The following is a 22,848-nucleotide window of genomic DNA, read 5'->3' as shown; positions in this document are numbered from 1 at the left end:
TGTAACCAAGCTAAAATTTCTCAAACAATTTCATCACATCATTTTCCGTCAGTTTCGCTTCTCCCTCATGATCTGTGCTTAGAATAGACTGTGCCAGTTCTGCTTTATTCTGCTGCAAGGCAATAATTTTTTCTTCTATGCTTTTATTGGTAATCAGCTTATACACAAATACCGGCTTGTCCTGTCCAATCCGCCATGCACGATCTGAAGCTTGATCTTCAGCAGCAGGGTTCCACCATGGATCATAGTGAATGACCGTATCTGCGGTAGTTAGATTCAGACCGACCCCTCCTGCTTTTAGACTGATTAAAAATACCGGCACTTGTCCAGACTGAAACGCTGTAATGACTTCATCTCGCTTTTTGGTCTTTCCAGTCAGCTTCACATAGCCAATTTCTGCGTGATGGAGTTGTTGTTCAATCAGTTCCAACATTGAAGTAAACTGAGAGAAGATAAGAATTTTTCGCCCCTCTTCCACCATTGGAACAACCATATCCATCAACTGTTCAAGTTTGGCAGAATGCGCCTGCCCGGTTTTAACTGAATCCAGTTTCAGTAAGCTAGGATGGCAGCACACCTGACGTAGCTTCAGTAAGGCATCTAAAATTTGAATTTGACTACGTTTAAAGCCTTTTTCTGCCACAATTTTCTGAATGCTTGCCTGCATCGTGGCACGAACAGCCTCATATAGCTTGGATTGCTGCTCATTCATGTCAATATTGACTTCAATCGTGGTTTTTTCTGGCAACTCTTTGGCTACGTCAGTTTTCAAGCGACGTAAAATGAAGGGCTTAATCCGGTTGACCAACTTTTGTCTTAACTGCTGATCACCGCGTTTTTCAATCGGATGACGGTACTTTTTATTAAAAATTTCTTGTGAATATAAAAATCCTGGCATCAGGAAATAAAATAGTGCCCACAGCTCACCCAAATGATTTTCCATAGGTGTACCGGTTAGACATAGACGATGTCGCGCTGTTAATTGCCGTGCTACCTGTGCAGCTTTGGCACGCGGATTTTTGATATTCTGCGCCTCATCCAAAATGACTTGATGATATTCATATTGCTTTAGTTGCTCTTCATCTCTCGCCAGAAGCGGATATGTGGTTAACACAATATCATAGTGCGGAATCTGCTCAAAATACTGATGGCGATCGGGCCCCTGTAGCAGCAGTACCTTCAGCTGAGGGGTAAATTTCTCCGCTTCTTTGAACCAGTTATGCATCAGCGATGTAGGTGCAACAATTAAGGCGGGTCTGTCCTGCAAATGACCAGCCTGCTTTTCCATGAGTAAATGGGCTAAAGTTTGTGCTGTTTTCCCCAAGCCCATATCATCTGCCAGAATCCCGCCATGCTGGGTTTCCCTTAAAAACTGTAACCAGCCTAAGCCCTGCTGCTGGTATGGACGCAACTCCCCCTGAAAACCTTGTGGTGTCGGCAGTTGTTGCTGGTAGCCTTGTTTGAATTTCTGTACAAATTGCTGCAGCTGGTCACTGACCTGCCATGTCATCCCAAGATTATGCTGCAATTCTAATAATTGACTCGCATCATAGCGATCAATACTGCGCTCTTCTTGCTGTAAAATACTCTGCAGATGCAACAATACCGGCTTAATATCCCTAGCGGATAGAGCCAAATCAGGTTGATCAACTGCAGTTTTCACGGTGAAAATTTGACTGTCATGCAGATGAATAAAAGTCCGCGGATCAAGTAAATCAGGATGTTCTTTCACCAAAGCCACAAGTGCATCGAGTAAATCATAGCTATTGCCTGCACTGTCCTGAACGGTCGCCCCGATATTGAACCAGTCCTGCTGGCCTTCAGATTCAGTGATGGAAATATTTAAATTTTCAACATATTGCAGCTTAAATGGGCTGTGTTCCAGATGCTCTATCTGCCATCCCATCAATTCAATTTGATTGATGGGCATCAGCTGTTTGATCCAGTCTCCATAGAACGCAAAAACCATAGAATCAAGACGTTGTTTATCCAGTTTTAATTGCTGGTAATAATTAAGATCTTTCACCCACTTCAGTGATTCGACCAACAGCTGTAAACGCTGGATTGACTGTTGTTCCTGAACTAAATCCCGAAGCTGTCGCACCATTTTCCCATGCTGCTCACCAATAAAACTGTCACCTGATGTACCTGCTTTTATTCGCCCACCAGCATAGGAAAATTCAATTTCAGCACAAACAGACTCTTCCCATTTCCAATCAAATTTATCTAAAACACCGAAGCGTAAAATTGGCTGGGGACTACCCTCAAGGACATCAATATGCTGAATAGACTCGGGCCGAGGCAGATTTTTCACGTCTGAATATTGATGAGTCAGTTGCTCAAACTCTGGCAAGAGCATAGATGGAAGATCAGGCATCTGTAAAAAATGGTACAGAAGATTTGCCGTATATTCACCATATAACTGGCCCACCGTGTTCTGTTGAATATCCACATAACACGGTGGCTGGCTCGCGAGAATCTGAATATGAGGATTTGATTTTAAATCGAGTCGAATATCACCATTGACCAATTCAATATTTAAATGCTCAGTCTGTTGTTTAGCCCCTTGTTCCCATCTAAATTCGATGTTGTAGCCTTGTTCTGACCATTGAAGTGCAGCATGGCTCTTTTTTTGCCAGTACACATCGCCACTTTGAATAAAAGATTTGAAATGCTCCAATAAAATTCTGGAGATATCAAGATTGCTTTGATAAAAGCGTTCGTCACTGTTTATTTTGGCATAATAATAAATCTGGTTAAATAATTGTCGTTTTTGTTCAGGTAAAGTCAGATGCTTTCTGGTGATATTTTCATATTGGGTATAATAACTTTCCCCCGCAATTGAGCCGTTTTTATTGCGTCTGGCCTTCTGAACATCAACTGTCAATTTCTTTAAGCTGACAGACTGATCTAACAGGTAAATTAAATAATTGTTTGTTTTGACAGATTGCTCTGGTTCAGTCTGTTGTAAATACCGTTTAAAATCATTCAACCAGCGCTGCGCCTGATCATCCCCCCGTTGGCGTTTTGTGATTCCCTGCGGGGATTGAGAGTCAGCATAACGCTGCTGAAATTCCTGGCGATATTCCTGAAAGAATAACCGCGCTAAAGCAGCAGCATGTTTACAGTTATATCCAACCGGACAAGTGCAGTCGTCATCGATTAAACGGTCTTTTTGGGGATTATAGGTAATTGCGGTATCGTAATAATCTGTTCCTTCAATTTGGGCATACATCGTAACCCCGTCTTTTTCCTCAAAGAACTCAATCGTTTCCCTATCAATGTGTTTAGCATAGCTCAGACTGCGCTGAAGAGTTGCAGTACTAAAGCGAGATAGAAAATTGATCAATGAGGACATAATTACCAGAAACCAAAAATGTTTATACAATTATAACGGACAAAGCTGTCATTTCAGAACAGTACTGCTCGCCAACGTATCAAAAGGAAATAAATCCATGCTCAAAAACTTAATGTTTACTACAATGGATGGGGTGAATATTGGCTTTGGGGTACATTGGTTTCCTCAACCGCAATCACAGGTCGGCCATTAATCGCCTTTGAATACAGTGCAGAAGCGATCAGTAAAGGTTTAGAACTTTCCTCCACATCAAATGGATATCATGGGTGAGGCACTGAATATTCCTCGACAAGCTCTTGTGAAACTTGGTACTCAGGAAGCAGAACTTTGTGTCCAAGAAGTTGATGAAATTATTGGCTCGATTTGTAAGGTTACAATCTGATTCAGCAATATCGCTCATGACCTATTACCTGGACAAATTCAAGCAGAGACTCTCCAACTGATCCAAAATAGGATTGAGCATAATATTCATTTATTGCACTAAATAGCTTTCACAAAGCTTCTATGAAGGGCTTATTCTAACCGTTGTTTTATTACGGCATAAGCTACACCAGTCACCACACTTCCAATCGCAATCGCCAATAAATATTTTAATGGATAATTCATCGCATTCGGAATGATCAGTACCATTACACCGCCATGAGGAGTGACTAGTTCACATTTAAATAATGCAACCAAAGCCCCAGTTACAGCACCACCTGCGATCGCACATGGAAGCACTCGAATCGGGTCTTTGGCAGCAAACGGAATAGCCCCTTCCGAAATGAAACATAGGCCCAGAACTACAGCAGCCTTCCCTGCATCTTGCTCAGGTTTGGCAAATTTATGCTTTGCTAGAAAAGTTGCAATTGCCATACCCAATGGCGGTACCATACCCGCAGCCATGGTAATCGCCATCGGTCCGTATGTTTGTGACGTAAGTAAGCCCACCGTAAAGGCATAAGCCGCTTTGTTTATTGGGCCCCCAACATCAATACACATCATACTCCCAAGGATAACCCCCATGATCATGGCATTGGTCGTCCCCATATTGGCAAGGAAGTGTGTGAGTAATTCAAACAATTGTGCAACAGGCTGTCCAACCACATAAATCATGATTAAACCAACAGCTAAACTGGCCAATAGTGGAATAATCAATATTGGTTTTAATGCTTCTAGGCTACTCGGGAGTTTAAGCTGTTTCGATAAAAATAACGCAATATAACCTGCAATATAACCTGCAACTAATCCACCGAGAAAGCCTGCCTCTAATTGTGTGGCAAGTAAACCGCCAATCAAACCTGGAGTTAAACCCGGACGATCCGCAATAGAATAAGCAATGTAACCTGCCAGCATAGGTACCATAAGAGTAAATGCTGCAGCACCTATTTGCTTTAAGGATGCGGCAAAGCTTCCTTCAACAGGATTGAGGCCAAACATAAACGAGATGGCAATGATCAAACCGCCCGCCACCACCATCGGCAGCATGAAAGACACCCCTGTTAAAAGGTGTTTATAAATTCCTGTTTTTTCTTTGTTTTCATTTCCTGTCTTAGTGGCTATTTGCTTACCCGTTTCAAGCACTTTGGCCTCAGCAATTGCATTTGCAAAAGTCTTATCCGTTTGTTTAAGGGCAAATCCTGTACTGCAGCGATATACACGTTTGCCTACAAAGCGATCTGTATTGACCTCAATATCCGTTGCTAAGATCACCACATCTGCTTTGGCAATACTTTCTGCCGATAAAATATTTTTAGCCCCAACCGATGCTTGGGTTTCAACATCAATCTGATAACCGTGCTTTACTGCACCTTGTTGTAAGGCTTCGGCCGCCATAAACGTATGCGCAACACCAGTTGGACATGCTGTAATGGCGACAAACCGTGTAACCCCTACATTTCAGTAAGTTTATTTCGCTACGGTTTGGACTATGTTCAAATGGCTATTCTACGTTTGATTGGTTTTGGAAAAAAAGAAGAATTTAAGAAAGTGCTAGCAATTTTAAGAAAGAAAAAGCCTGATAGGGCAAGGATCCTATGAAATTTGTCGTGTACAGAGGTAATTTTTATGAAATCTAAAATCATGAGAAAAAGATAGAAAAGCACTTAGTCAGTTTCGGAGTATTATTTAAAACGTGGAGATGTTTTTCCTATGTTGATTAGTCAATTTATTTACGAATGAGGTATAAAGTTTTATCTAATTTTTCTTTTTATCCAATTTAAAATTAGGTGCGTACACGGCCTCAACTTTCAATAAAGTATAAAAGGTGTTTGTGTAGGCAATACCCTTACTTTTGATAAGCCAAAAGAAAGCAAAAGCCTTTGTTACCCATACATAACATCCCTATTATGATGGATAACGTGTGGCATCCCTGCCACACTCGTGTATCCAAACGTTGCTTAAATTAAACTATGTAATAGTGGCGACATAAAGGTGCTCTTATCGCTATATATTAAAAACTTAGTGGAACACTGTTTCTAAAGCTTTTAAACCCACTTTGGGATCAAGTAGACCGTTGTAAATTTCAGGGATTTCACGTTCCACCCCAAAAAATTCATAAATGGCAAGCATCGCCCCACGAACTGAATATTCCACAGTAAAGACCACGTCATCTTCAATTTCCACAAACTGTCCAAGGAAAGCAAAGTTTTGTGAGCCTTGTGGAATTACCTGTGGACGATCCCCCGGTTTACGGCAGGCGAATAGGGCAGAGGCGTATGGCATCATGGCGGTAGTAACATCAGTCGTTGCCAAAACATGATCTAAAATGTCGTCAAAACCGAGCTGTTTAATCAGTTCTGTTAGGATTTCTTGCCCCGTGGCTTCGGACATTGGTTTTTTGATGTAATCGCCTATATGGTCAATTTGGAAACCGTAGCCCCATAAGGTATATAAACCTTCAGGTAAGTCGGCAAAGTGTGGCTGTGCAGGAACCACGATGGATAAATGCCAACCCGACTCATACCAAGTCATGAGTGCGCCTGTGCCTGGTTCATTGCCTGTATAGTCAATAATACGTTTAAGTAGCACGTCATCTTTCATGGTCAGAGTGAAAGACTCCCACTTATGTTCATCGACATTGCCATAAAAAGTCATTGGACGGCCAAAGTCTGGGGCTTTTTGTGCCAGCGTTTCCCAAAGCGTCCAGCCATGATCTTCTCGATGACGAATAAGGGCAGGCACGTCATGATTACCGCCATAACGTGAGTCTGCTGTAATAGAGCCTAAAGTGAAAATAGCTAAATCATTGGCTTTCAGATTAATTTGCTCTGAGCCTTCAGGCAATTGTACATATAGGCGTGAAGCGTAGCGTTCTTGAGTTTCAGCATTGGTAATGAAGTCTGCATCTGTGACATAGTGTCCAAAACGCACATCGACGCCTTGTGCGACTAACCAACGCTGTAGGGGCAGAATCATCGAGTCATATTGGTTGTACTTGGTACGTTTCACACCCGCTAAGGTATGAATGCGTGGCAATTCTTGAATAAAACGCAAGAAATAGCGTCTTAACTCTGCTGCACTGTGCCATTTTTGAAAAGCGAAAGTCGTGCGCCACATGCGCCAGAAATTGGTTTCAAAAAAGGTTTCATCAAAAAACTCATCAATGCGGCGACTGCCAATTTTTTCTTCTTTTGAAGCTAATAGGCGCAGCATCTGTGCACGATGTAGCGTATTCAGACCAAGCTTTGCTGCATCCGCAATGACATGTTCGGCATCAATCAACCGTGCATTGGCGTGGGTTTTCACTTTTTCATTAAACTCACGACATTCTTCACGCACCGAAATGTCTGGATTTTCCAAAGATGGAATACTGGAAAATAAGTCCCATAGGCACAAATAAGTTTCATCGGTCAGCATTCGCCCACCACGTGTTACCCAAGCTTGCGCGGCATGCGGTGTATGTCCACCATCCATCGAACCACCTGAAATATCGAGTTCTTCTAAAATATGGATATTTTTGGCAGGGACTTTGGCATCACGGATTGCAAATGCAGCAGCAGCCATACCTGCGATACCACCACCAATAATCCAAAGATGGGACTGTTGCGCGTCTAATGGGGTGCGCTTCTTATTTTGCATGGTTCACCTTTAATTATGATGTTAAAAATTATGAAGTAAAAAAATTGGTTTAGAAAAACCTTAAAAATAGTATGTCTTTTTATATATGAAAAATGTATGAAATGGGAAGCAATCCCCTCATTATATTTTGTAATCAAAAATAGACGTATGATGGCTATTTTTAATACACATTTGTCTTTTTATTAAAATTGAATATGATCTAAATAATTGATGTTAATGTTTATTGTTGAGTAATTGCTCTATTGTTGTTTTCACTATGCCGTATGCTAAATTTCTTTAAAAATAGGCTTTTTATTTATCATTAAAAAATATCTTTGTACACGACAAAAAAAGATAACTCATTGAAATAATGGCATAATACTTGTTTTCTGACGACGAATATGATGACACATTTCAATGAGTTACATCTCATCTTAAACAAATATCTAAAGTGGAACAAGTCACATGCAAAATGTTTTACACTGATTATGCTTGCATTAATTGTAAAACAGACATGTAATCTTTCTTCTGCATCTAAAGCCTTACCCATCAAGTGATTACCACAATCATTTTATCGACGTATACAACGCTTCTTTGCAGATCAGTATTTCGATTATCGTCAAATTTCTCAGTTAATTTTCAATATATTTTCATTCGATAAAGTCCAATTAACTTTGGATAGAACTAATTGGAAATGGGGAAAACGAGATATTAATATCTTGATGTTAGCCATCGTCTATCGTGGAATAGCGATACCTATTGTTTGGACATTGCTCAATAAACGTGGAAATTCAGATACAAAAGAGCGTATTGCTTTGATTCAACGCTTTATCTCCATTTTTGGTAAAGATCGTATTGTGAATGTGTTTACAGACAGAGAATTTATCGGTGAGAAATGGTTTATATGGTTAATTGAAAATGACATTAACTTCTGTATACGTGTTAAAAAAACTTTATTGTGACCAATCACTTAGCCAAGAATCATAAAATTAGTGATTTATTTCATCATCTTCAAGTTGGTCAAACTGAATGTCGTAAACGACGTATTTGGGTTGGTCGAGTGAAACTGTATATTAGTGCGCTACAATTAGAAGATGGAGAGCTTTTACTTGTTGTTTCTCCTATGTTTAATGCTTCTGCTATTCGTGATTATGCATTACGCTGGGAAATCGAAACGTTATTTAGTTGTCTCAAAGGACGTGGATTCAATCTTGAAAATACTCGTTTAACAGACCCTAGACGAGTCAAGAAATTGATAGCAGTGCTAGCTATCGGTTTCTGTTGGTGCTATTTAACAGGTGAATGGCAACATGATCGGAAAAAAGCGATAAAAATAAAGAAGCATGGACGACTTTCAGTAAGTTTATTTCGCTACGGTTTGGACTATGTTCAAATGGCTATTCTACGTTTGATTGGTTTTGGAAAAAAAGAAGAATTTAAGAAAGTGCTAGCAATTTTAAGAAAGAAAAAGCCTGATAGGACAAGGATCCTATGAAATTTGTCGTGTACAGAGATCTGTGTTATAGCGTTTTAAAACATCAGACTGCCTATCAAAGAGATTATTTATTAGCCGAATAATCTCAAAACCTGATTGACTACCAAGACGGTATCTCAGGTCGCTGACTTCACATATATTAAAACTCATTCAGATTGGGTCTAAACCACATTTATTATTGATGTTTTTTCATGTGCAATTGTTGGCTGGAAAGTATCAACACGTAAGAATACAGATATGGTGCTTGATGCGCTGAGTTATGTATCGTCTTTTGAGCTTGAAGCAATGTACGATTATAAGATTAACCCGTTAGGTCAGGTGGCCTAACTTAAATAAAAAAGTCTCCGACAAACCCGGTACGGTTCAGTTTTTGCATAGACCCAAGTGTTAAATCATCATTACGATTCTTGCGTACCACACCATGGACACGTGAAAAAGTAGAAAGCTTATATTTGTACGTCTTACGCCAAAAGGCCAAACAGAAACCGTAGCCTCAGGCAACACCCCTCTCATCATAAAATTATACCAGTCAGTAAAACACTCTTAGATTAAGCATATGAATGTTGGTTATTATTGTTGATTATCACAATAAATTAGTGACCAAAAATCAAAGTACCCTACCCCACCTTAAATTACGTCACACAAAATTAAAACTCTATATAACTGTTATATATAGAGTTTATTAACATACCAATTATGTAATTTAGTGTATTTTATGTCGGTGACTCTTGCCAAGGTTGGGGTCGCGAGTTCGAGTCTCGTTTCCCGCTCCAGATTCAAAAAGCCCTGATCGAAAGATTGGGGCTTTTTTTATTGTCGTTCTCAATGACTAAATATTCTGCCTAACCCTGCTTTTTTCTCAAATTAAGAAAATTTTCTTTAAATCTTGAATCTCTAGAACTCTGGTTCGATTTATCTTTTTAGGGAACTCCTGCTAAAAGGATTGCACTTCATACAGGTTTAAGCATCTAATTCATCCAAGCAATTAATGATAAAAAACCATAAAAAAAGCCCATTTGAGGGGAAATGGGCTTTTGTAAACATCAATGTTAACGCTCTAATATGACAATCTGGTTAAATTTCATATCTATAGATTAAAATTTTTTGAGATCCCATTAGATTCCTAATAGCTGCTTACACCACGGGATTGAAATATCCCGAGTTAAGGGAGCTAAAGGCAGGGCTGGATGATTGAGATCAACCCATTGCATTTCCGCAAGTTCAGCCTGAACCTGAGGCTGACTTTTTAACTTAACCTGATACAAATAACTGACCAGCGAATGATTCAATTCGTTCGCAGCCACGGTTTCATATTTGCCAATATAAGACAGTATTTCCATCTCACAGCCTGTTTCTTCCAGAACTTCTCTAGAGAGTACCGCTTCAGGCAGTTCATTGGGTTCCAGCTTTCCACCCACATGCATAAAGAAATCGGTATCTTTTTTACGAACCAACAAAATCTGATTCTGTTCATTCAGAATGATAGCCGCAGCAATCGTAATCACTTTATTACTCATACCGATTCTACTACCTTTACGCTTTTATTCCATTTCGGTTCAGGCGCATGATAATGCTCCAAAGCATCCAAAACTTCCTCAATTGAACTTGAGGAAATCAAGGCATCGGTAAAACGTGACTGGGTAAATCCAGCCTCAGTCGTTTTCATCAGGAAATTTAGCAATTCATCATAAAATCCATGGATATTTAAAAATGCACAAGGCTTCTGATGAAGGCCCAACTGCCCCCAGGTCAACTGCTCAAAAATTTCTTCTAAAGTCCCCACCCCACCCGGCAAAGCAATAAATGCATCCGCCAGATCAGACATTTTTGTCTTACGTTCATGCATATTTTTCACCACATGCAGCTCTGTTAACAGCGGATGGGCCAATTCTGCATCGACCAGATTTTGTGGAATTACTCCAATGACTGTTCCACCAGCATGTAATGCACTATCAGCCACAACACCCATCAGTCCAGCTCGGCCGCCACCATAAACCAGCGTGATTCCCCGTTTCGCAATAGACTCACCCAAAGCTTGGGCCTGCTCTTTAAAATTTTCGCTATTCCCCATAGCTGAACCACAAAAGACTGCAATAGATTTCATTTTTTATCCCCTCATCGATCAACATATTCTAACTGCATTAAAATAAAAAAATTGTCTTAAAAACAAGCAAAATAACCATAAGCGGCTAGTTTATCGAAGCTCATGATTCAGAATAAATCCTCACTTCTACAGAAAAATACGGATAATTTTTAGTCAGACTTGTACGCATTGACTTACATCGATTCCGGTTCTTTACGGCTATCCCAGATAGTAGAATTTTCCTATGATACTTACATCAGGAACAGGAAGTTCCATATAACAATGACAATAGATAAGCACAAGGATTGTAAGGTACGACAGGAGTTATACCGAGCTAACCAATACGAAAAACCCCGGCAGGATGCCGGGGTTTTTTATTAATTTTTATTTAGTCAATCAGGCTGCCAATGACCTGAAATTTTATATTTGACTATTCTCTGAATGGTACTACTGATCTCGAATGGGTCAGACAGCAGGATTTGACAAATGCAAGCCAATCCACAAGGATAAGTGAATAAAAATAATCATGAGTAGAACAATATGTCCCATCCGCTTTCCAGCCTTGAATATCAACCTGATATTCTAGGTGAAGGTTATGAACAGGCCACTTTAGAATTCCCGCCAGATACTGAAGGTACAGTAGTTGCCACACTGATCCGCAAAAAGGCAGACCAGCCCACCCCTAAAGCTGTCCTTTATATTCACGGCTTTATTGATTATTTTTTCCAGACTGAAATGGCAGAGCGTTTTAATCAGCAAGGTTTTGATTTTTATGCACTGGATTTACGTAAATACGGCCGATCCTATCTGTCCCATCAGAAACTTTATAATGTCTATCATCTTTCAGAATATGATGCAGAAATCAGCCAGGCTCTTGAAATTATTGGACAGGAAGGCCATGACACGGTTTTACTCAGTGGCCATTCTACCGGCGGATTAATTACTACTTTGTATGCAGCACATCATCCAGATCATCCCTTAATTAAAGGCTTATGGCTCAATAGTCCTTTTTATGACTTTAATATGACGCCTTTTGAGAAAAAGTTTCTGGTGCCTAAATTGAGCCGTCTGGGAAAACGTTTTCCGGAAATGCTATTTCCTAGCCGCTTAAATCGTCATTATGTGCCTAGTCTGCATATTAGCTATCAGGGGGAATGGCATTTTGATCTGGAATGGAAAAAACCTAGCTATCACTGGGTGCGTCTGAGTTTTGTACATGCCATTCACGAAGCACAAAAAGAAATTCATCAGGGTGTACGTTTAAGTATTCCGACTTTGCTGATGCATGCCCACAAAACCACTTATCCCCTACGTTTTAATCGTAATACTCAAACCAGTGATGTGATTCTTCAGGTACGCGACATGATTGAACATGCGCAGAAAATCCAGGGCGATGTGAAACTCTGTTCGATTCAAAATGGGATACATGATCTGGTTCTTTCAGAAAAACCGGTCCGTGAGCAGGTCTATCAGCAGCTATTTCAATGGCTGGAAAATAAAGCCCTATAAGCCAGATGAATAAGATAGGTAGCAAGCTCTGCCTGTCTTATTTTTCAATAATTTTATTTATCTATTTCGATTGGATATGAAATAAAAATATCAAGCTGATCAGTAATGCTTTTTACATATTAAAATCATGTCATTATAAAAAGAAAATATTGAAATTTATAAAAATAATAAATTCCATTTTTATCCAAATGTTGCCTTTTGTAGCAAGCTTGTAAGTATTTATGCTGCGATTTTTTTCCCTCTCTATAGTAGAGCTGAGATGTTGAATCTGAGGGCTTTTGCAGAGCAGAAGTGGTTCGGCATTCATCAATAATAATCATATCAAGGAATAGAATTATGCGTTATGCAGATCCCAATACTGACGGTTCAAAAGTGCAATTTAAATCCCAATACGAAAACTTTATTGGCGGCAAATGGGTTCCACCAGTCAAAGGTGAATATTTTGATAATGTCTCCCCCGTAGATGGTAAAGCCTTTACCAAAGTTCCGCGCTCATCAGTGGAAGATATTGAACTGGCGCTGGATGCGGCTCATGCCGCCAAACAGCAATGGAATAACAGCTCCCCTACTACCCGTTCCAATATTTTATTAAAAATTGCCGATCGTCTTGAGGAAAATCTTGAGTTACTAGCAGTTGCAGAGACTTGGGATAATGGCAAGCCGATCCGAGAAACCCTGGCAGCCGATATTCCTTTAGCCATTGACCATTTTCGTTATTTCGCTGGCTGTATTCGTGCCCAAGAAGGTGGCATTTCAGAAATTGATGAAGACACCATCGCCTACCATTTTCATGAGCCATTGGGCGTTGTGGGTCAGATTATCCCGTGGAACTTCCCGATTCTGATGGCGGCTTGGAAACTGGCCCCAGCTCTCGCAGCCGGAAACTGTATTGTGCTGAAACCTGCTGAACAGACACCGGTGAGTATTTTGGTGCTGGTTGAACTGATTCAGGACCTGTTACCTGAAGGGGTGTTAAATATCGTGAATGGCTACGGCGTTGAAGTCGGCCGTCCACTGGCGACTAATCCACGCATTGCCAAGATTGCCTTTACCGGTTCTACCGCTGTGGGTCAGCTGATCATGCAATATGCCACCGAGAATATTATTCCAGTGACGCTGGAACTTGGAGGTAAATCTCCGAACCTGTTCTTTGCTGACATCATGGATCAGAAAGATGATTTCCTGGAAAAAGCTCTGGAAGGCTTTACCATGTTTGCTTTAAACCAGGGTGAAATCTGTACCTGCCCTTCACGTGCGCTGGTTCAGGAAAGTATTGCCGACCAATTCCTGGAACTTGCAGTAGAGCGAGTGAAAAAGATCAAGACTGGTCATCCCCTGGATACCGAGACCATGATCGGGGCTCAGGCTTCACAGGAACAGCAGGACAAGATTCTCGGCTGTATTGCAACAGGTCGTGAAGAAGGTGCGGAAATCTTGTTAGGCGGCAATGAGCGTCAGGAAGTAGGACAAGGTTTTTATATCGAGCCAACAATTTTTAAAGGTTCCAATGACATGCGAACCTTTCAGGAGGAAATTTTTGGACCGGTATTGGCAGTGACCACGTTCAAAGACTTTGATGAAGCCATCAAGATTGCCAATGATACCATTTATGGACTCGGTGCCGGTGTCTGGTCACGTTCAGCACATACCTCTTACCGCGCTGGTCGTGCGATTCAGGCCGGTCGGGTCTGGACCAACTGCTATCACATCTACCCGGCTCATGCAGCCTTTGGGGGATATAAAAAATCCGGGATTGGCCGTGAAAACCATCGCATGATGCTGGATCATTATCAGCAAACCAAAAACCTGTTAGTGAGTTATTCAACCAAACCAGCAGGTTTCTTCTAAACTGATCTGAACTCAGGTGGACTTCGGTCCACCTGATTCATTCATTATTTCAAACAGAACTTTAAACTGATTGGTAAAAAATTCATAAAAGGAAGAATGGGGGGAGGCATACGTATTTTTAGGGGCTGTATTAAACCAATAAATAAAACTGCATAAAAAATAAGAGATTATTTATAGTTATGTTGATTTTAAATAAGTTTGTCATTTTTTATGCTTTCTGACCGTTTAAAAATCCAGCATAAAGCCTGTGCTTTCATTTAAAGTCGACTTTTCATGCTACGCAAGACTGTGTATAACAATGAACCCCTGAGGGAAAGCAATAAGCATAGGCAAAATTGCTTAAAAAGCGTTAGACTATGCAGTAATAATGTCATGATTCGGTCTGGTATAGATCACAAAAGAAGGTGAAGGTTGATGCCGCTCAATACAGTTGAAGAGCTTGTAGCAGATATCCGTGCAGGAAAAATGGTTATCCTGATGGATGACGAAGACCGTGAGAATGAAGGCGATCTGGTGATTGCTGCGACCCACGTGCGTCCTGAAGACATCAACTTTATGATCACCCATGCGCGTGGTCTGGTTTGCCTGACTTTAAGCAAAGAACGTTGCCAGCAGTTAAATCTACCCTTGATGGTGGATGCCAACGGCGCTCAGCACGGAACCAACTTCACCCTTTCAATTGAAGCAGCCAACGGCATTACTACTGGTATTTCTGCAGCTGAACGTGCGCATACCATTCAAACTGCGGTGGCTGCACATGCCAAACCAAGTGACATCGTACAACCTGGTCATATCTTCCCATTGATGGCACAGCCAGGTGGCGTATTACACCGTGCTGGTCATACCGAAGCCGGTTGTGACTTGTCTCGTCTTGCGGGTCTTGAGCCAGCTTCTGTGATCTGCGAGATCATTAAAGAAGACGGCACCATGGCACGTCGTCCAGATCTAGAAATCTTTGCGGAAAAGCATGGTCTGAAAATTGGTACCATTGCTGATCTGATCCATTACCGTATGACCAATGAACAAACGGTTGAGCGTATCGATCAGCAAAGTATTGATACTGAATACGGCAGCTTTGACCTGTACCGCTATCGTGAACTGGGTAATCCGGATATCCATCTGGCCTTGGTCAAAGGTGAGCCTAAAGAGGGCGTGACCACAGTGCGTGTACATGGTTTTAACCCGACCCGCGACTTGCTCAAACTGAAAAAACAGGATGGCGAGCCAGCCTGGAACCTGGATCGTGCCTTAAAAGAAATTTCAAACAGTGATCGTGGTGTTCTGGTCTGGATTGGCCAGCGCCATTTACAGGACTTAGGCCCTGCCTTAGATGCACTTACAGCACCAAAAAATGTAAAATCCAATGCTGCCCTGTCTCATCAGTATCAGACCATTGGTGTCGGCGCACAAATTTTACGTGACCTCGGCGTGGAAAAAATGAAGCTGCTTAGCTCTCCATTACGTTTCAATGCCCTGTCCGGCTTTAACTTAGAAGTGGTGGAATACATCACCGCACAACAAACATCAGAGAAATAATCGAGGTTCCTATGGCAGTTCGCCGTATTGAAGGTATGTTGCATCTCGCGAACGAAGACCGTTATGCGATTTTAGTTGGTCGTTTTAATAGCTTTGTTGTTGAACATCTGTTAGAAGGTGCCATTGATACATTGAAACGCCATGGCGTATCAGAGGATAATATCACTGTTGTTCATGCACCTGGTGCTTGGGAACTTCCTGTAGTTGCGAAAAAACTGGCAGCTTCAGATCGTTTCGATGCCATCATCGCGCTGGGCGCTGTGATTCGTGGCAGCACGCCTCACTTCGATTTTGTAGCTGGTGAATGTGCCAAAGGTTTGGGCGTAGTTGGCTTGGACACTGGCTTACCAGTGATTAATGGTGTATTGACTACGGATAGTATCGAACAGGCGATTGAACGCTCGGGTACAAAAGCAGGTAATAAAGGTAGTGAAGCTGCCTTGACTGCTATTGAAATGGTTAACTTGTTAAAGGCTATTTAACGCTATGTCGCAAACACTTCAAGCAACTTATGCAGCAAAACGTAAAGCACGTCGCTTTGCTGTACAAGGAATTTATGAATGGCAGATGAGCCACAATCCGGTGCATGAGATTGAAGCACGTACTCGTGTAGACAATGCCATGCACAAAGTGGATCTCAGCTATTATCATGAATTGTTGACTCAAGTGGTTGCCAATCATGAAGCATTGGATGCTTTGCTTATCCCTGTGCTGGATCGTGAACTTTCTGCACTTGATGGTGTAGAACTCGCTACACTTCGCCTAGGCGCCTATGAACTCAAAGAACATCTTGAGATTCCATACCGCGTGGTTCTGGATGAAGCAATTGAGTTAGCTAAACACTTTGGCGGTGCAGACAGCCATAAATACATCAATGGTGTATTGGACCGTTTAGCAACAACTTTACGTGCAGCAGAAAAACAGCAAGCCAACTAATCTAGTCGAATTGTTGTATGGCTGAGTTTTCGATTATCGATACCTATTTTAATCGTCAGAATAAAAATTCTGTCGATTTAGGCGTTGGCGATGACTCAGCCTTGCTCACCCCTCCTCTACAGCAACAACTGGTCATCTGTGCCGACACCCTCGTTGCTGGACGTCATTTTCCTTTAGACACCGATCCTCATGCGATTGGCTGGAAATCTGTCGCTGTTAATCTTTCTGATATTGCAGCCATGGGCGCGACCCCGCATAGTATTTTACTCGCCTTGAGCCTACCCCAAATTGATCATGACTGGTTAAAAGCCTTTAGTCAGGGTCTCTATGATTGTTGCGATCAATTTGGTGTGAGCTTAATTGGTGGTGATACCACCCAAAGTCCTCATTTGACCTTATCTGTGACTGCCCTGGGCTGGGTAGAGATTGGTAAAGCTGTACCCCGTTCAGGTGCCAAGCCTGGTGATCTGATTTGTGTATCCGGTACAGTGGGTGATGCTGCTTTTGCTTTAAATCATCTTGGTCATCCATTACAGAAACGTTTGGATTATCCAACCCCACGCTGTCAGTTGGGTACTGCCTTAAAAGGCCTAGCCAACAGTATGATTGATGTCTCGGATGGCCTCGCACAGGATCTGGGACATATTCTCAAAGCTTCTCAGGTAGGAGCGACTTTAGGACTTGAAAAATTGCCGATCAGTCCGGCCCTGCAGGCATTAAATGATGAACAGCGTTGGCAATACGCACTCGCGGGTGGTGATGACTACGAGTTATGCTTTACAATAAACCCGCAAAATTATGAAAAATTATTGCAAAAACAGCTGGATGTTTCGATTAGTATAATTGGCTCCATTCAGCAGCAACACGGTTTAACTTTTGAAAAAGATGGCGTAGATCATTCACTTCAATTTAACGGATATCAACATTTTGCATAAATCTGCGATCAATTTTAAAAGCATGTCATGGACCAACCGGCTCATTGTCTTTAGTGGGGTAGGATTTGGTTCTGGTCTGGCGCCTAAAGCGCCCGGAACTTTTGGTTCAGCTTTTGCACTTTTATTTGTACCCATCTGGCTCTACTTAGGTTTTGTAAATAGTCTTTTTGCCATTGTCATCATGTCCCTGGTTGGCATATATATCTGTGGCCAAACTGCCAAAGTCATGGGTGTACATGATGATGGACGCATTGTCTGGGATGAGTTTGCAGGACAATCCATCACCTTTTTACCACTGATCTATTTAGCCCAGATGAACTGGTTATGGCTACTCATTGGTTTTGCCCTGTTCCGTTTATTTGATGTCTGGAAACCCTGGCCGATTCGGGTCATTGACCGTCAGGTTGGTGGTGGTTTTGGCATCATGCTGGATGACATTATCGCTGGTCTCTGGGCAGCACTTTGTATTTGGATTTATTTTTACTTTACGATGGCTTAAGCCATATCTAGGATTAGAACATGTCTACGACTGTGATTATTCTTGCTGCAGGTAAAGGAACCCGTATGCGTTCCAACTTACCGAAAGTATTACAACCGCTTGCAGGACGACCTTTACTCGGCCATGTGGTCGACACAGCAAAAAAACTCAATGCAGACAATATTATTACCATTTATGGTCATGGCGGTGAGCAGGTTCAGTCCGCATTTGCAGACCAGGATATCCAGTGGGTAGAACAGGCCGAACAGCTTGGTACCGGTCATGCCGTACAAATGACACTACCTGTTTTGCCTAAAGATGGTATTTCACTAATCCTGTCGGGTGATGTCCCTTGTATTAGCCAGCAGACGCTTCAGAATCTGCTCGATGCTACTCAAGAGCAAGGCATTGGCCTAGTAACATTAACGCTTGCAGATGCCAGTGGTTATGGTCGTATTGTACGTAAAGATGGTCAGATTCAAGCCATTGTTGAACATAAAGATGCTTCTGAAGAACAGCGCCAAATTAAAGAAATTAATACCGGTATTTATGCGGTCAGCAATACCAAGTTACATGAATGGCTACCAAAATTGTCTAATGATAATGCCCAAGGTGAATATTACCTGACTGATATCGTGGCAATGGCACTAGCAGATGGTATGAGTGTTGCATCTGTAGAACCTGAGCTAGCTTTTGAAGTGGAAGGCGTTAATGACCGTGTGCAACTGGCTGCTTTAGAGCGTCAGTTCCAAGCTTATCAAGCTAAACAGCTGATGCAGCAAGGTGTACATCTGATTGACCCAAGCCGTTTTGACTTACGTGGTCAACTCACTGTTGGTAAAGATGTGCGGATCGATATCAATGTCATTATCGAAGGTGAGTGCGAACTCGGTGATAATGTTGAAATTGGTACAGGCTGCGTAATTAAAAATACCAAGATTGCTGCAGGTACTAAAGTTCAGCCATATAGCATCTTTGATCAGGCAATTGTGGGTGAAGAAGCACAGATTGGTCCATTTGCACGCTTGCGTCCAGGGGCAAAACTGGCAGCTGAAGTCCATATTGGTAACTTTGTTGAAGTGAAAAATTCTAGTATTGGTCTAGGTTCCAAAGCGAATCACTTCACTTACTTAGGTGATGCTGAAGTTGGTAGCGGTTCCAATATTGGTGCAGGGACGATTACCTGCAACTATGACGGTGCCAACAAATTTAAGACCATCATTGGGGATCATGCTTTTATTGGTTCTAACAGCTCTCTGGTTGCACCGGTCCAGATCGGTAATGGCGCGACAGTGGGAGCGGGTTCAACGATTACCCGTGATGTGGCAGAGAACAGTTTAGCGGTAGAACGTTCTAAGCAATTTGCCAAAGAAAACTATCAGCGTCCGCAAAAAATCAAGAAATAAGAGGAAGTTAGTATGTGTGGTATCGTCGGTGGCATCGCGGAACGTAATATCAGCAATATCTTAATTGAAGGCCTAAAACGTCTTGAATACCGTGGCTATGACTCTGCGGGTCTGGCCTTAATCAATAATAGCCAGGTGCTACGTGAGCGCCGTGTGGGTAAAGTCGCGAATCTTGAGCAAGCTGTGAATGAATCACAGATTAATGGTTCATTAGGCATTGCGCATACACGCTGGGCAACTCATGGTAAACCGACTGAAAACAATGCTCATCCCCATATTTCGGGTAATGTTGCTGTGGTTCATAACGGGATTATTGAAAACTACCAGGAGCTGAAAGATGATCTTGAAGCTTTAGGCTATGTATTCACTTCACAAACTGATACTGAAGTGGTTGCCCATCTGGTCAACGATGCACTGAAATCTACCCCTAGCCTGCTTGAAGCAGTACGTCAGGTCGTACCACAGCTGAAAGGTGCTTATGCGCTCGGGATCGTACATACAGATCATCCAGATGAACTGATTACCGTACGTGAAGGTTCACCACTGGTCATCGGTGTCGGTATTGGCGAGAACTTTATCAGTTCTGACCAATTGGCTTTATTACCAATCACGAATCGCTTTATCTATCTTGAAGAAGGTGATATTGCACGTCTGACCCGTACTACCATTGAAGTATTTGTGGATGGTCAACTGGTAGATCGCCCAGTCAAAGAACTGGATGCCACCGTGAGCAATGCTTCTAAGGGTGAATATAAGCACTACATGCTCAAAGAAATCTATGAGCAACCTGAAGCCCTAAAACAGACTATTTCACAAGCCTTGAATGACAATACCTTGCGTGAAGATTTTCTGGTAAATGCTGAACAGGATTTTTCAACAATCCAGCAAATCCAGATTATTGCCTGTGGTACCAGTTACCATGCCGGCATGATTGCCAAATACTGGTTTGAACAGCTGATTGATCTGCCTTGTCAGGTCGAGATTGCCAGTGAATTCCGCTACCGTACGCCAGTGATTGTCAATAATACACTCTATGTGTGTATTTCTCAGTCAGGTGAAACAGCCGATACCTTAGCTGCTCTGCGTGATACCCAAAAACGTGCTACATCAAAAGGTGTAAATATTACGACGATGACGATTTGTAATGTTGCAACTTCTTCAATGGTACGTGAAACAGATTACAGCCTGCTGACTTTAGCGGGTCCTGAAATTGGTGTGGCTTCGACCAAAGCCTTTACCACCCAGCTCGCAGCTTTGATGTTACTGGTACTGAAAATCGGTACAGTGAAAAATGCCATTTCAGCTGAACAGATGACTGAGATCACGACTGGACTATGGCATATGCCTAAGGTACTGCTAGATACTTTAAGTCATGATGATGAAATTCTGCGTCTCTCTGAACTCTTTGTAGAGAAACAGCATTGTCTGTTCCTAGGCCGTGGTACACACTTCCCGATCGCACTGGAAGGTGCACTAAAGTTGAAAGAAATTTCTTATATTCATGCAGAAGGTTATGCGGCGGGTGAGCTGAAGCACGGTCCATTGGCTTTAGTAGATAATGATATGCCAGTAGTAATTCTGGCACCGCAAGATGACATGCTGGATAAACTGAAATCCAATATGGAAGAAGTTCAGGCACGTGGTGGTGAATTATTTGTCTTCGCTGATGAAAATAGTGGCATTAAAGCCAAAGAGCGCCAGCATGTCGTGCATATTCCTGAAGTAAACGCTGTTTTAGCGCCAATTGTTTATTGTATTCCAGTACAGCTACTGTCTTACCATGTGGCAGTCCTGCGTGGTACTGATGTTGACCAGCCACGTAATCTGGCAAAATCAGTAACAGTTGAATAATTCATAAAATTAACCTGTTATATGTGTGTTCGTATAATTAAGTTTGTACCAAATAATTAAGTTTAGATTTAATTATTTAAGTTTGGATATTAATGAAGTAAACGAATAACCCCCCACCCTGTAGAACCAGTGATTCTTCACCAAGTCTACAGGGTTTTTAATATAATTAAATTCAAATTAGAGTCAAACCAGAAATATAAAATTATTACTAATATATTCAATTAGATAGATATATAAAAATCTCACCCTAGATTCAAAAAGCATTCCTTTTTGACCTCACCTTGAAAAAATTTCATTTTTATTTAAAGTATGCTTCGCCTTTCTGCGCAAGAATTCGCATTTTAAATGCGGAAGAATATTATGCAAACTTAATTTCATCTAGAATTAAAGATAGTAAATATTAATACAAACTTAATTTTAAAAATAAAAAACAATGAATAAGATATATCAACAACTTAAGATAAAAAATAAAACAAACTTAATTAAATTACCATAATTAGACGCAGTATTTGGTCATAAAGCAAAATAAGGGATAAGGAACTATGTGCAAACTCTGAATAAGTCTATTAGCTATTCCTGTTACTAGCAGCCCACCTTATTTAAAATGAGGTATTTCATTCACTGGATATATTAATGTTAATGGATTTGATGTTAATGAGATAAAGCCAAACCGCTGATAAAACTCCATAGCTTTTTGATCCTTAGCATGTATTACAACAAAATTTACGCCAATAATTTGAGCAACTTTTGAAACTTGTTTAAGAGCATGTGCTAAAAGTACTTTTCCAACTCCTTGCCCCTGTGCTGCTTGATCAACGGCAAAGCGACCCACAACCACACAAGGTAAGGGATAACGAGGTAATCGTTTAGTGAGAACAGCATCAACCCCATCAAATCCTATAGAGGTACTTGATAGACAATAAAATCCCCTCACCTGTGCATCATCAATAGCAACATAGGTTTTACTTGTTCCTGATTTCTGATGTTGGGATGCGTATTGTTTTATGAACTTATTTAAATCATCTTGCCCACAATTAAATGATTTTTTCTGATGATGGGCTTGTAAAACCTCAATTTTCATCCAATAAACTCATTAAATTTTTCATCTCTTCATTTGCAGGGCGTGGATTTTCAAGCAAATTCATTAACATATCACGATCAGCATTATTTACTTTTAACTCGTGATTAGATTTAAGTAATTCTTTTGCTCGTTCAAATGAGGATTGGATCATAAAGGAACTCACACTAAGACCCAATAAATTCGCAGCTTGCTCAATTACATTCTTTGCATCTACGGTTGAACGAACATTGATTCGTTCTGTTGCTAAGTTAGCCATATTTTCCACCAATTTGTACATCATAATGATGTACAAAT

At 41.2% G+C, this 22,848-nt stretch carries 15 protein-coding genes and 6 pseudogenes; 14 read left to right on the top strand and 7 right to left on the bottom strand.

The genetic code is table 11. The features are described from left to right. Positions 1-10: 10 nt before the first annotated feature. Entirely contained in the window at positions 11-3,358 is a 3,348-nt protein-coding gene (locus FTV12_RS05150; RefSeq protein WP_180033634.1) for a DEAD/DEAH box helicase, read from the bottom strand. 247 nt (positions 3,359-3,605) lie between these two features. Between FTV12_RS05150 and FTV12_RS05145 the strand changes: the two are divergent. After that, positions 3,606-3,842: pseudogene (locus FTV12_RS05145) on the top strand (hypothetical protein); the annotation flags it as partial. Between the two features lie 29 nt (positions 3,843-3,871). Here the strand turns inward: FTV12_RS05145 and FTV12_RS05140 are convergent. Continuing rightward, positions 3,872-5,221, bottom strand: a pseudogene (locus FTV12_RS05140) (fructose-specific PTS transporter subunit EIIC); the annotation flags it as partial. Between the two features lie 12 nt (positions 5,222-5,233). Here FTV12_RS05140 and FTV12_RS05135 point away from each other — a divergent pair. Further along, positions 5,234-5,377: pseudogene (locus FTV12_RS05135) on the top strand (IS4 family transposase); the annotation flags it as partial. Between the two features lie 420 nt (positions 5,378-5,797). On the opposite strand, the gene FTV12_RS05130 reads toward FTV12_RS05135, so the two are convergent. Next, on the bottom strand, positions 5,798-7,417 hold the full coding sequence (locus FTV12_RS05130) for an oleate hydratase (protein ID WP_004883953.1): 1,620 nt from the start codon (positions 7,415-7,417) through the stop codon (positions 5,798-5,800). A gap of 383 nt (positions 7,418-7,800) precedes the next feature. Here FTV12_RS05130 and FTV12_RS05125 point away from each other — a divergent pair. The 3 pseudogenes from FTV12_RS05125 to FTV12_RS05115 all read left to right on the top strand — a co-directional run. After that, positions 7,801-8,891: pseudogene (locus FTV12_RS05125) on the top strand (IS4 family transposase). Positions 8,892-9,011: 120 nt separating this feature from the next. Then, positions 9,012-9,146, top strand: a pseudogene (locus tag FTV12_RS05120) (IS3 family transposase); the annotation flags it as partial. A 113-nt stretch (positions 9,147-9,259) separates the two neighbouring features. Continuing rightward, positions 9,260-9,382, top strand: a pseudogene (locus FTV12_RS05115) (VF530 family DNA-binding protein); the annotation flags it as partial. A 624-nt stretch (positions 9,383-10,006) separates the two neighbouring features. On the opposite strand, the gene FTV12_RS05110 reads toward FTV12_RS05115, so the two are convergent. After that, a complete protein-coding gene (locus tag FTV12_RS05110; RefSeq protein ID WP_180033633.1) occupies positions 10,007-10,408 on the bottom strand; it encodes an NUDIX domain-containing protein in 402 nt (133 codons plus the stop codon). Further along, positions 10,405-10,995: a TIGR00730 family Rossman fold protein gene (locus FTV12_RS05105; protein WP_159123826.1), complete on the bottom strand. Its 591-nt coding sequence runs from the start codon at positions 10,993-10,995 to the stop codon at positions 10,405-10,407. Before FTV12_RS05105 ends, FTV12_RS05110 begins: the two co-directional genes overlap by 4 nt. Positions 10,996-11,514: 519 nt before the next feature. On the opposite strand from FTV12_RS05105, the gene FTV12_RS05100 reads away from it, so the two are divergent. The 9 genes from FTV12_RS05100 to glmS all read left to right on the top strand — a co-directional run bounded on the left by FTV12_RS05100 (position 11,515) and on the right by glmS (position 21,473). Then, positions 11,515-12,483, top strand: a complete 969-nt coding sequence (locus FTV12_RS05100; protein ID WP_180033632.1) for an alpha/beta hydrolase — start codon at positions 11,515-11,517, stop codon at positions 12,481-12,483. A 336-nt stretch (positions 12,484-12,819) separates the two neighbouring features. Next, positions 12,820-14,331 (top strand): aldehyde dehydrogenase family protein, encoded by a 1,512-nt coding sequence (locus FTV12_RS05095; protein ID WP_180011581.1) that lies wholly within the window; start codon positions 12,820-12,822, stop codon positions 14,329-14,331. A 414-nt stretch (positions 14,332-14,745) separates the two neighbouring features. Continuing rightward, positions 14,746-15,867: a bifunctional 3,4-dihydroxy-2-butanone-4-phosphate synthase/GTP cyclohydrolase II gene (ribBA, locus tag FTV12_RS05090; protein ID WP_180033631.1), complete on the top strand. Its 1,122-nt coding sequence runs from the start codon at positions 14,746-14,748 to the stop codon at positions 15,865-15,867. Between the two features lie 11 nt (positions 15,868-15,878). Further along, the gene (gene ribE / locus FTV12_RS05085; protein WP_004280926.1) at positions 15,879-16,349 is read left to right on the top strand and encodes a 6,7-dimethyl-8-ribityllumazine synthase; all 471 of its coding nucleotides are present in this window, start codon (positions 15,879-15,881) and stop codon (positions 16,347-16,349) included. Between the two features lie 4 nt (positions 16,350-16,353). Then, positions 16,354-16,803, top strand: coding sequence for a transcription antitermination factor NusB (gene nusB, locus FTV12_RS05080; protein WP_005233270.1), 450 nt, complete (start codon positions 16,354-16,356; stop codon positions 16,801-16,803). A gap of 17 nt (positions 16,804-16,820) precedes the next feature. Then, positions 16,821-17,738: a thiamine-phosphate kinase gene (thiL, locus tag FTV12_RS05075; RefSeq protein ID WP_180033630.1), complete on the top strand. Its 918-nt coding sequence runs from the start codon at positions 16,821-16,823 to the stop codon at positions 17,736-17,738. Positions 17,739-17,760: 22 nt separating this feature from the next. Further along, on the top strand, positions 17,761-18,237 hold the full coding sequence (locus tag FTV12_RS05070; RefSeq protein ID WP_180033660.1) for a phosphatidylglycerophosphatase A: 477 nt from the start codon (positions 17,761-17,763) through the stop codon (positions 18,235-18,237). A gap of 20 nt (positions 18,238-18,257) precedes the next feature. Further along, positions 18,258-19,622, top strand: a complete 1,365-nt coding sequence (gene glmU, locus FTV12_RS05065) for a bifunctional UDP-N-acetylglucosamine diphosphorylase/glucosamine-1-phosphate N-acetyltransferase GlmU (protein WP_180033629.1) — start codon at positions 18,258-18,260, stop codon at positions 19,620-19,622. Positions 19,623-19,634: 12 nt separating this feature from the next. Next, complete coding sequence (gene glmS, locus FTV12_RS05060; RefSeq protein WP_180011571.1) at positions 19,635-21,473, top strand: glutamine--fructose-6-phosphate transaminase (isomerizing); 1,839 nt, start codon at positions 19,635-19,637, stop codon at positions 21,471-21,473. Between the two features lie 595 nt (positions 21,474-22,068). On the opposite strand, the gene FTV12_RS05055 is transcribed toward glmS, so the two are convergent. Both FTV12_RS05055 and FTV12_RS05050 read right to left on the bottom strand, forming a co-directional pair. Next, complete coding sequence (locus tag FTV12_RS05055) at positions 22,069-22,554, bottom strand: GNAT family N-acetyltransferase (protein WP_180003567.1); 486 nt, start codon at positions 22,552-22,554, stop codon at positions 22,069-22,071. Beyond that, positions 22,544-22,810, bottom strand: a complete 267-nt coding sequence (locus FTV12_RS05050) for a DUF1778 domain-containing protein (RefSeq protein ID WP_180003568.1) — start codon at positions 22,808-22,810, stop codon at positions 22,544-22,546. The genes FTV12_RS05055 and FTV12_RS05050 overlap by 11 nt, the downstream gene beginning before the upstream one ends. Positions 22,811-22,848: the final 38 nt, after the last annotated feature.

Origin of the sequence: Acinetobacter sp. YH12233 (assembly GCF_013417725.1) — a bacterium.
GTDB lineage: Bacteria > Pseudomonadota > Gammaproteobacteria > Pseudomonadales > Moraxellaceae > Acinetobacter.
This window is presented reverse-complemented; position numbering and strand designations above follow the sequence as displayed.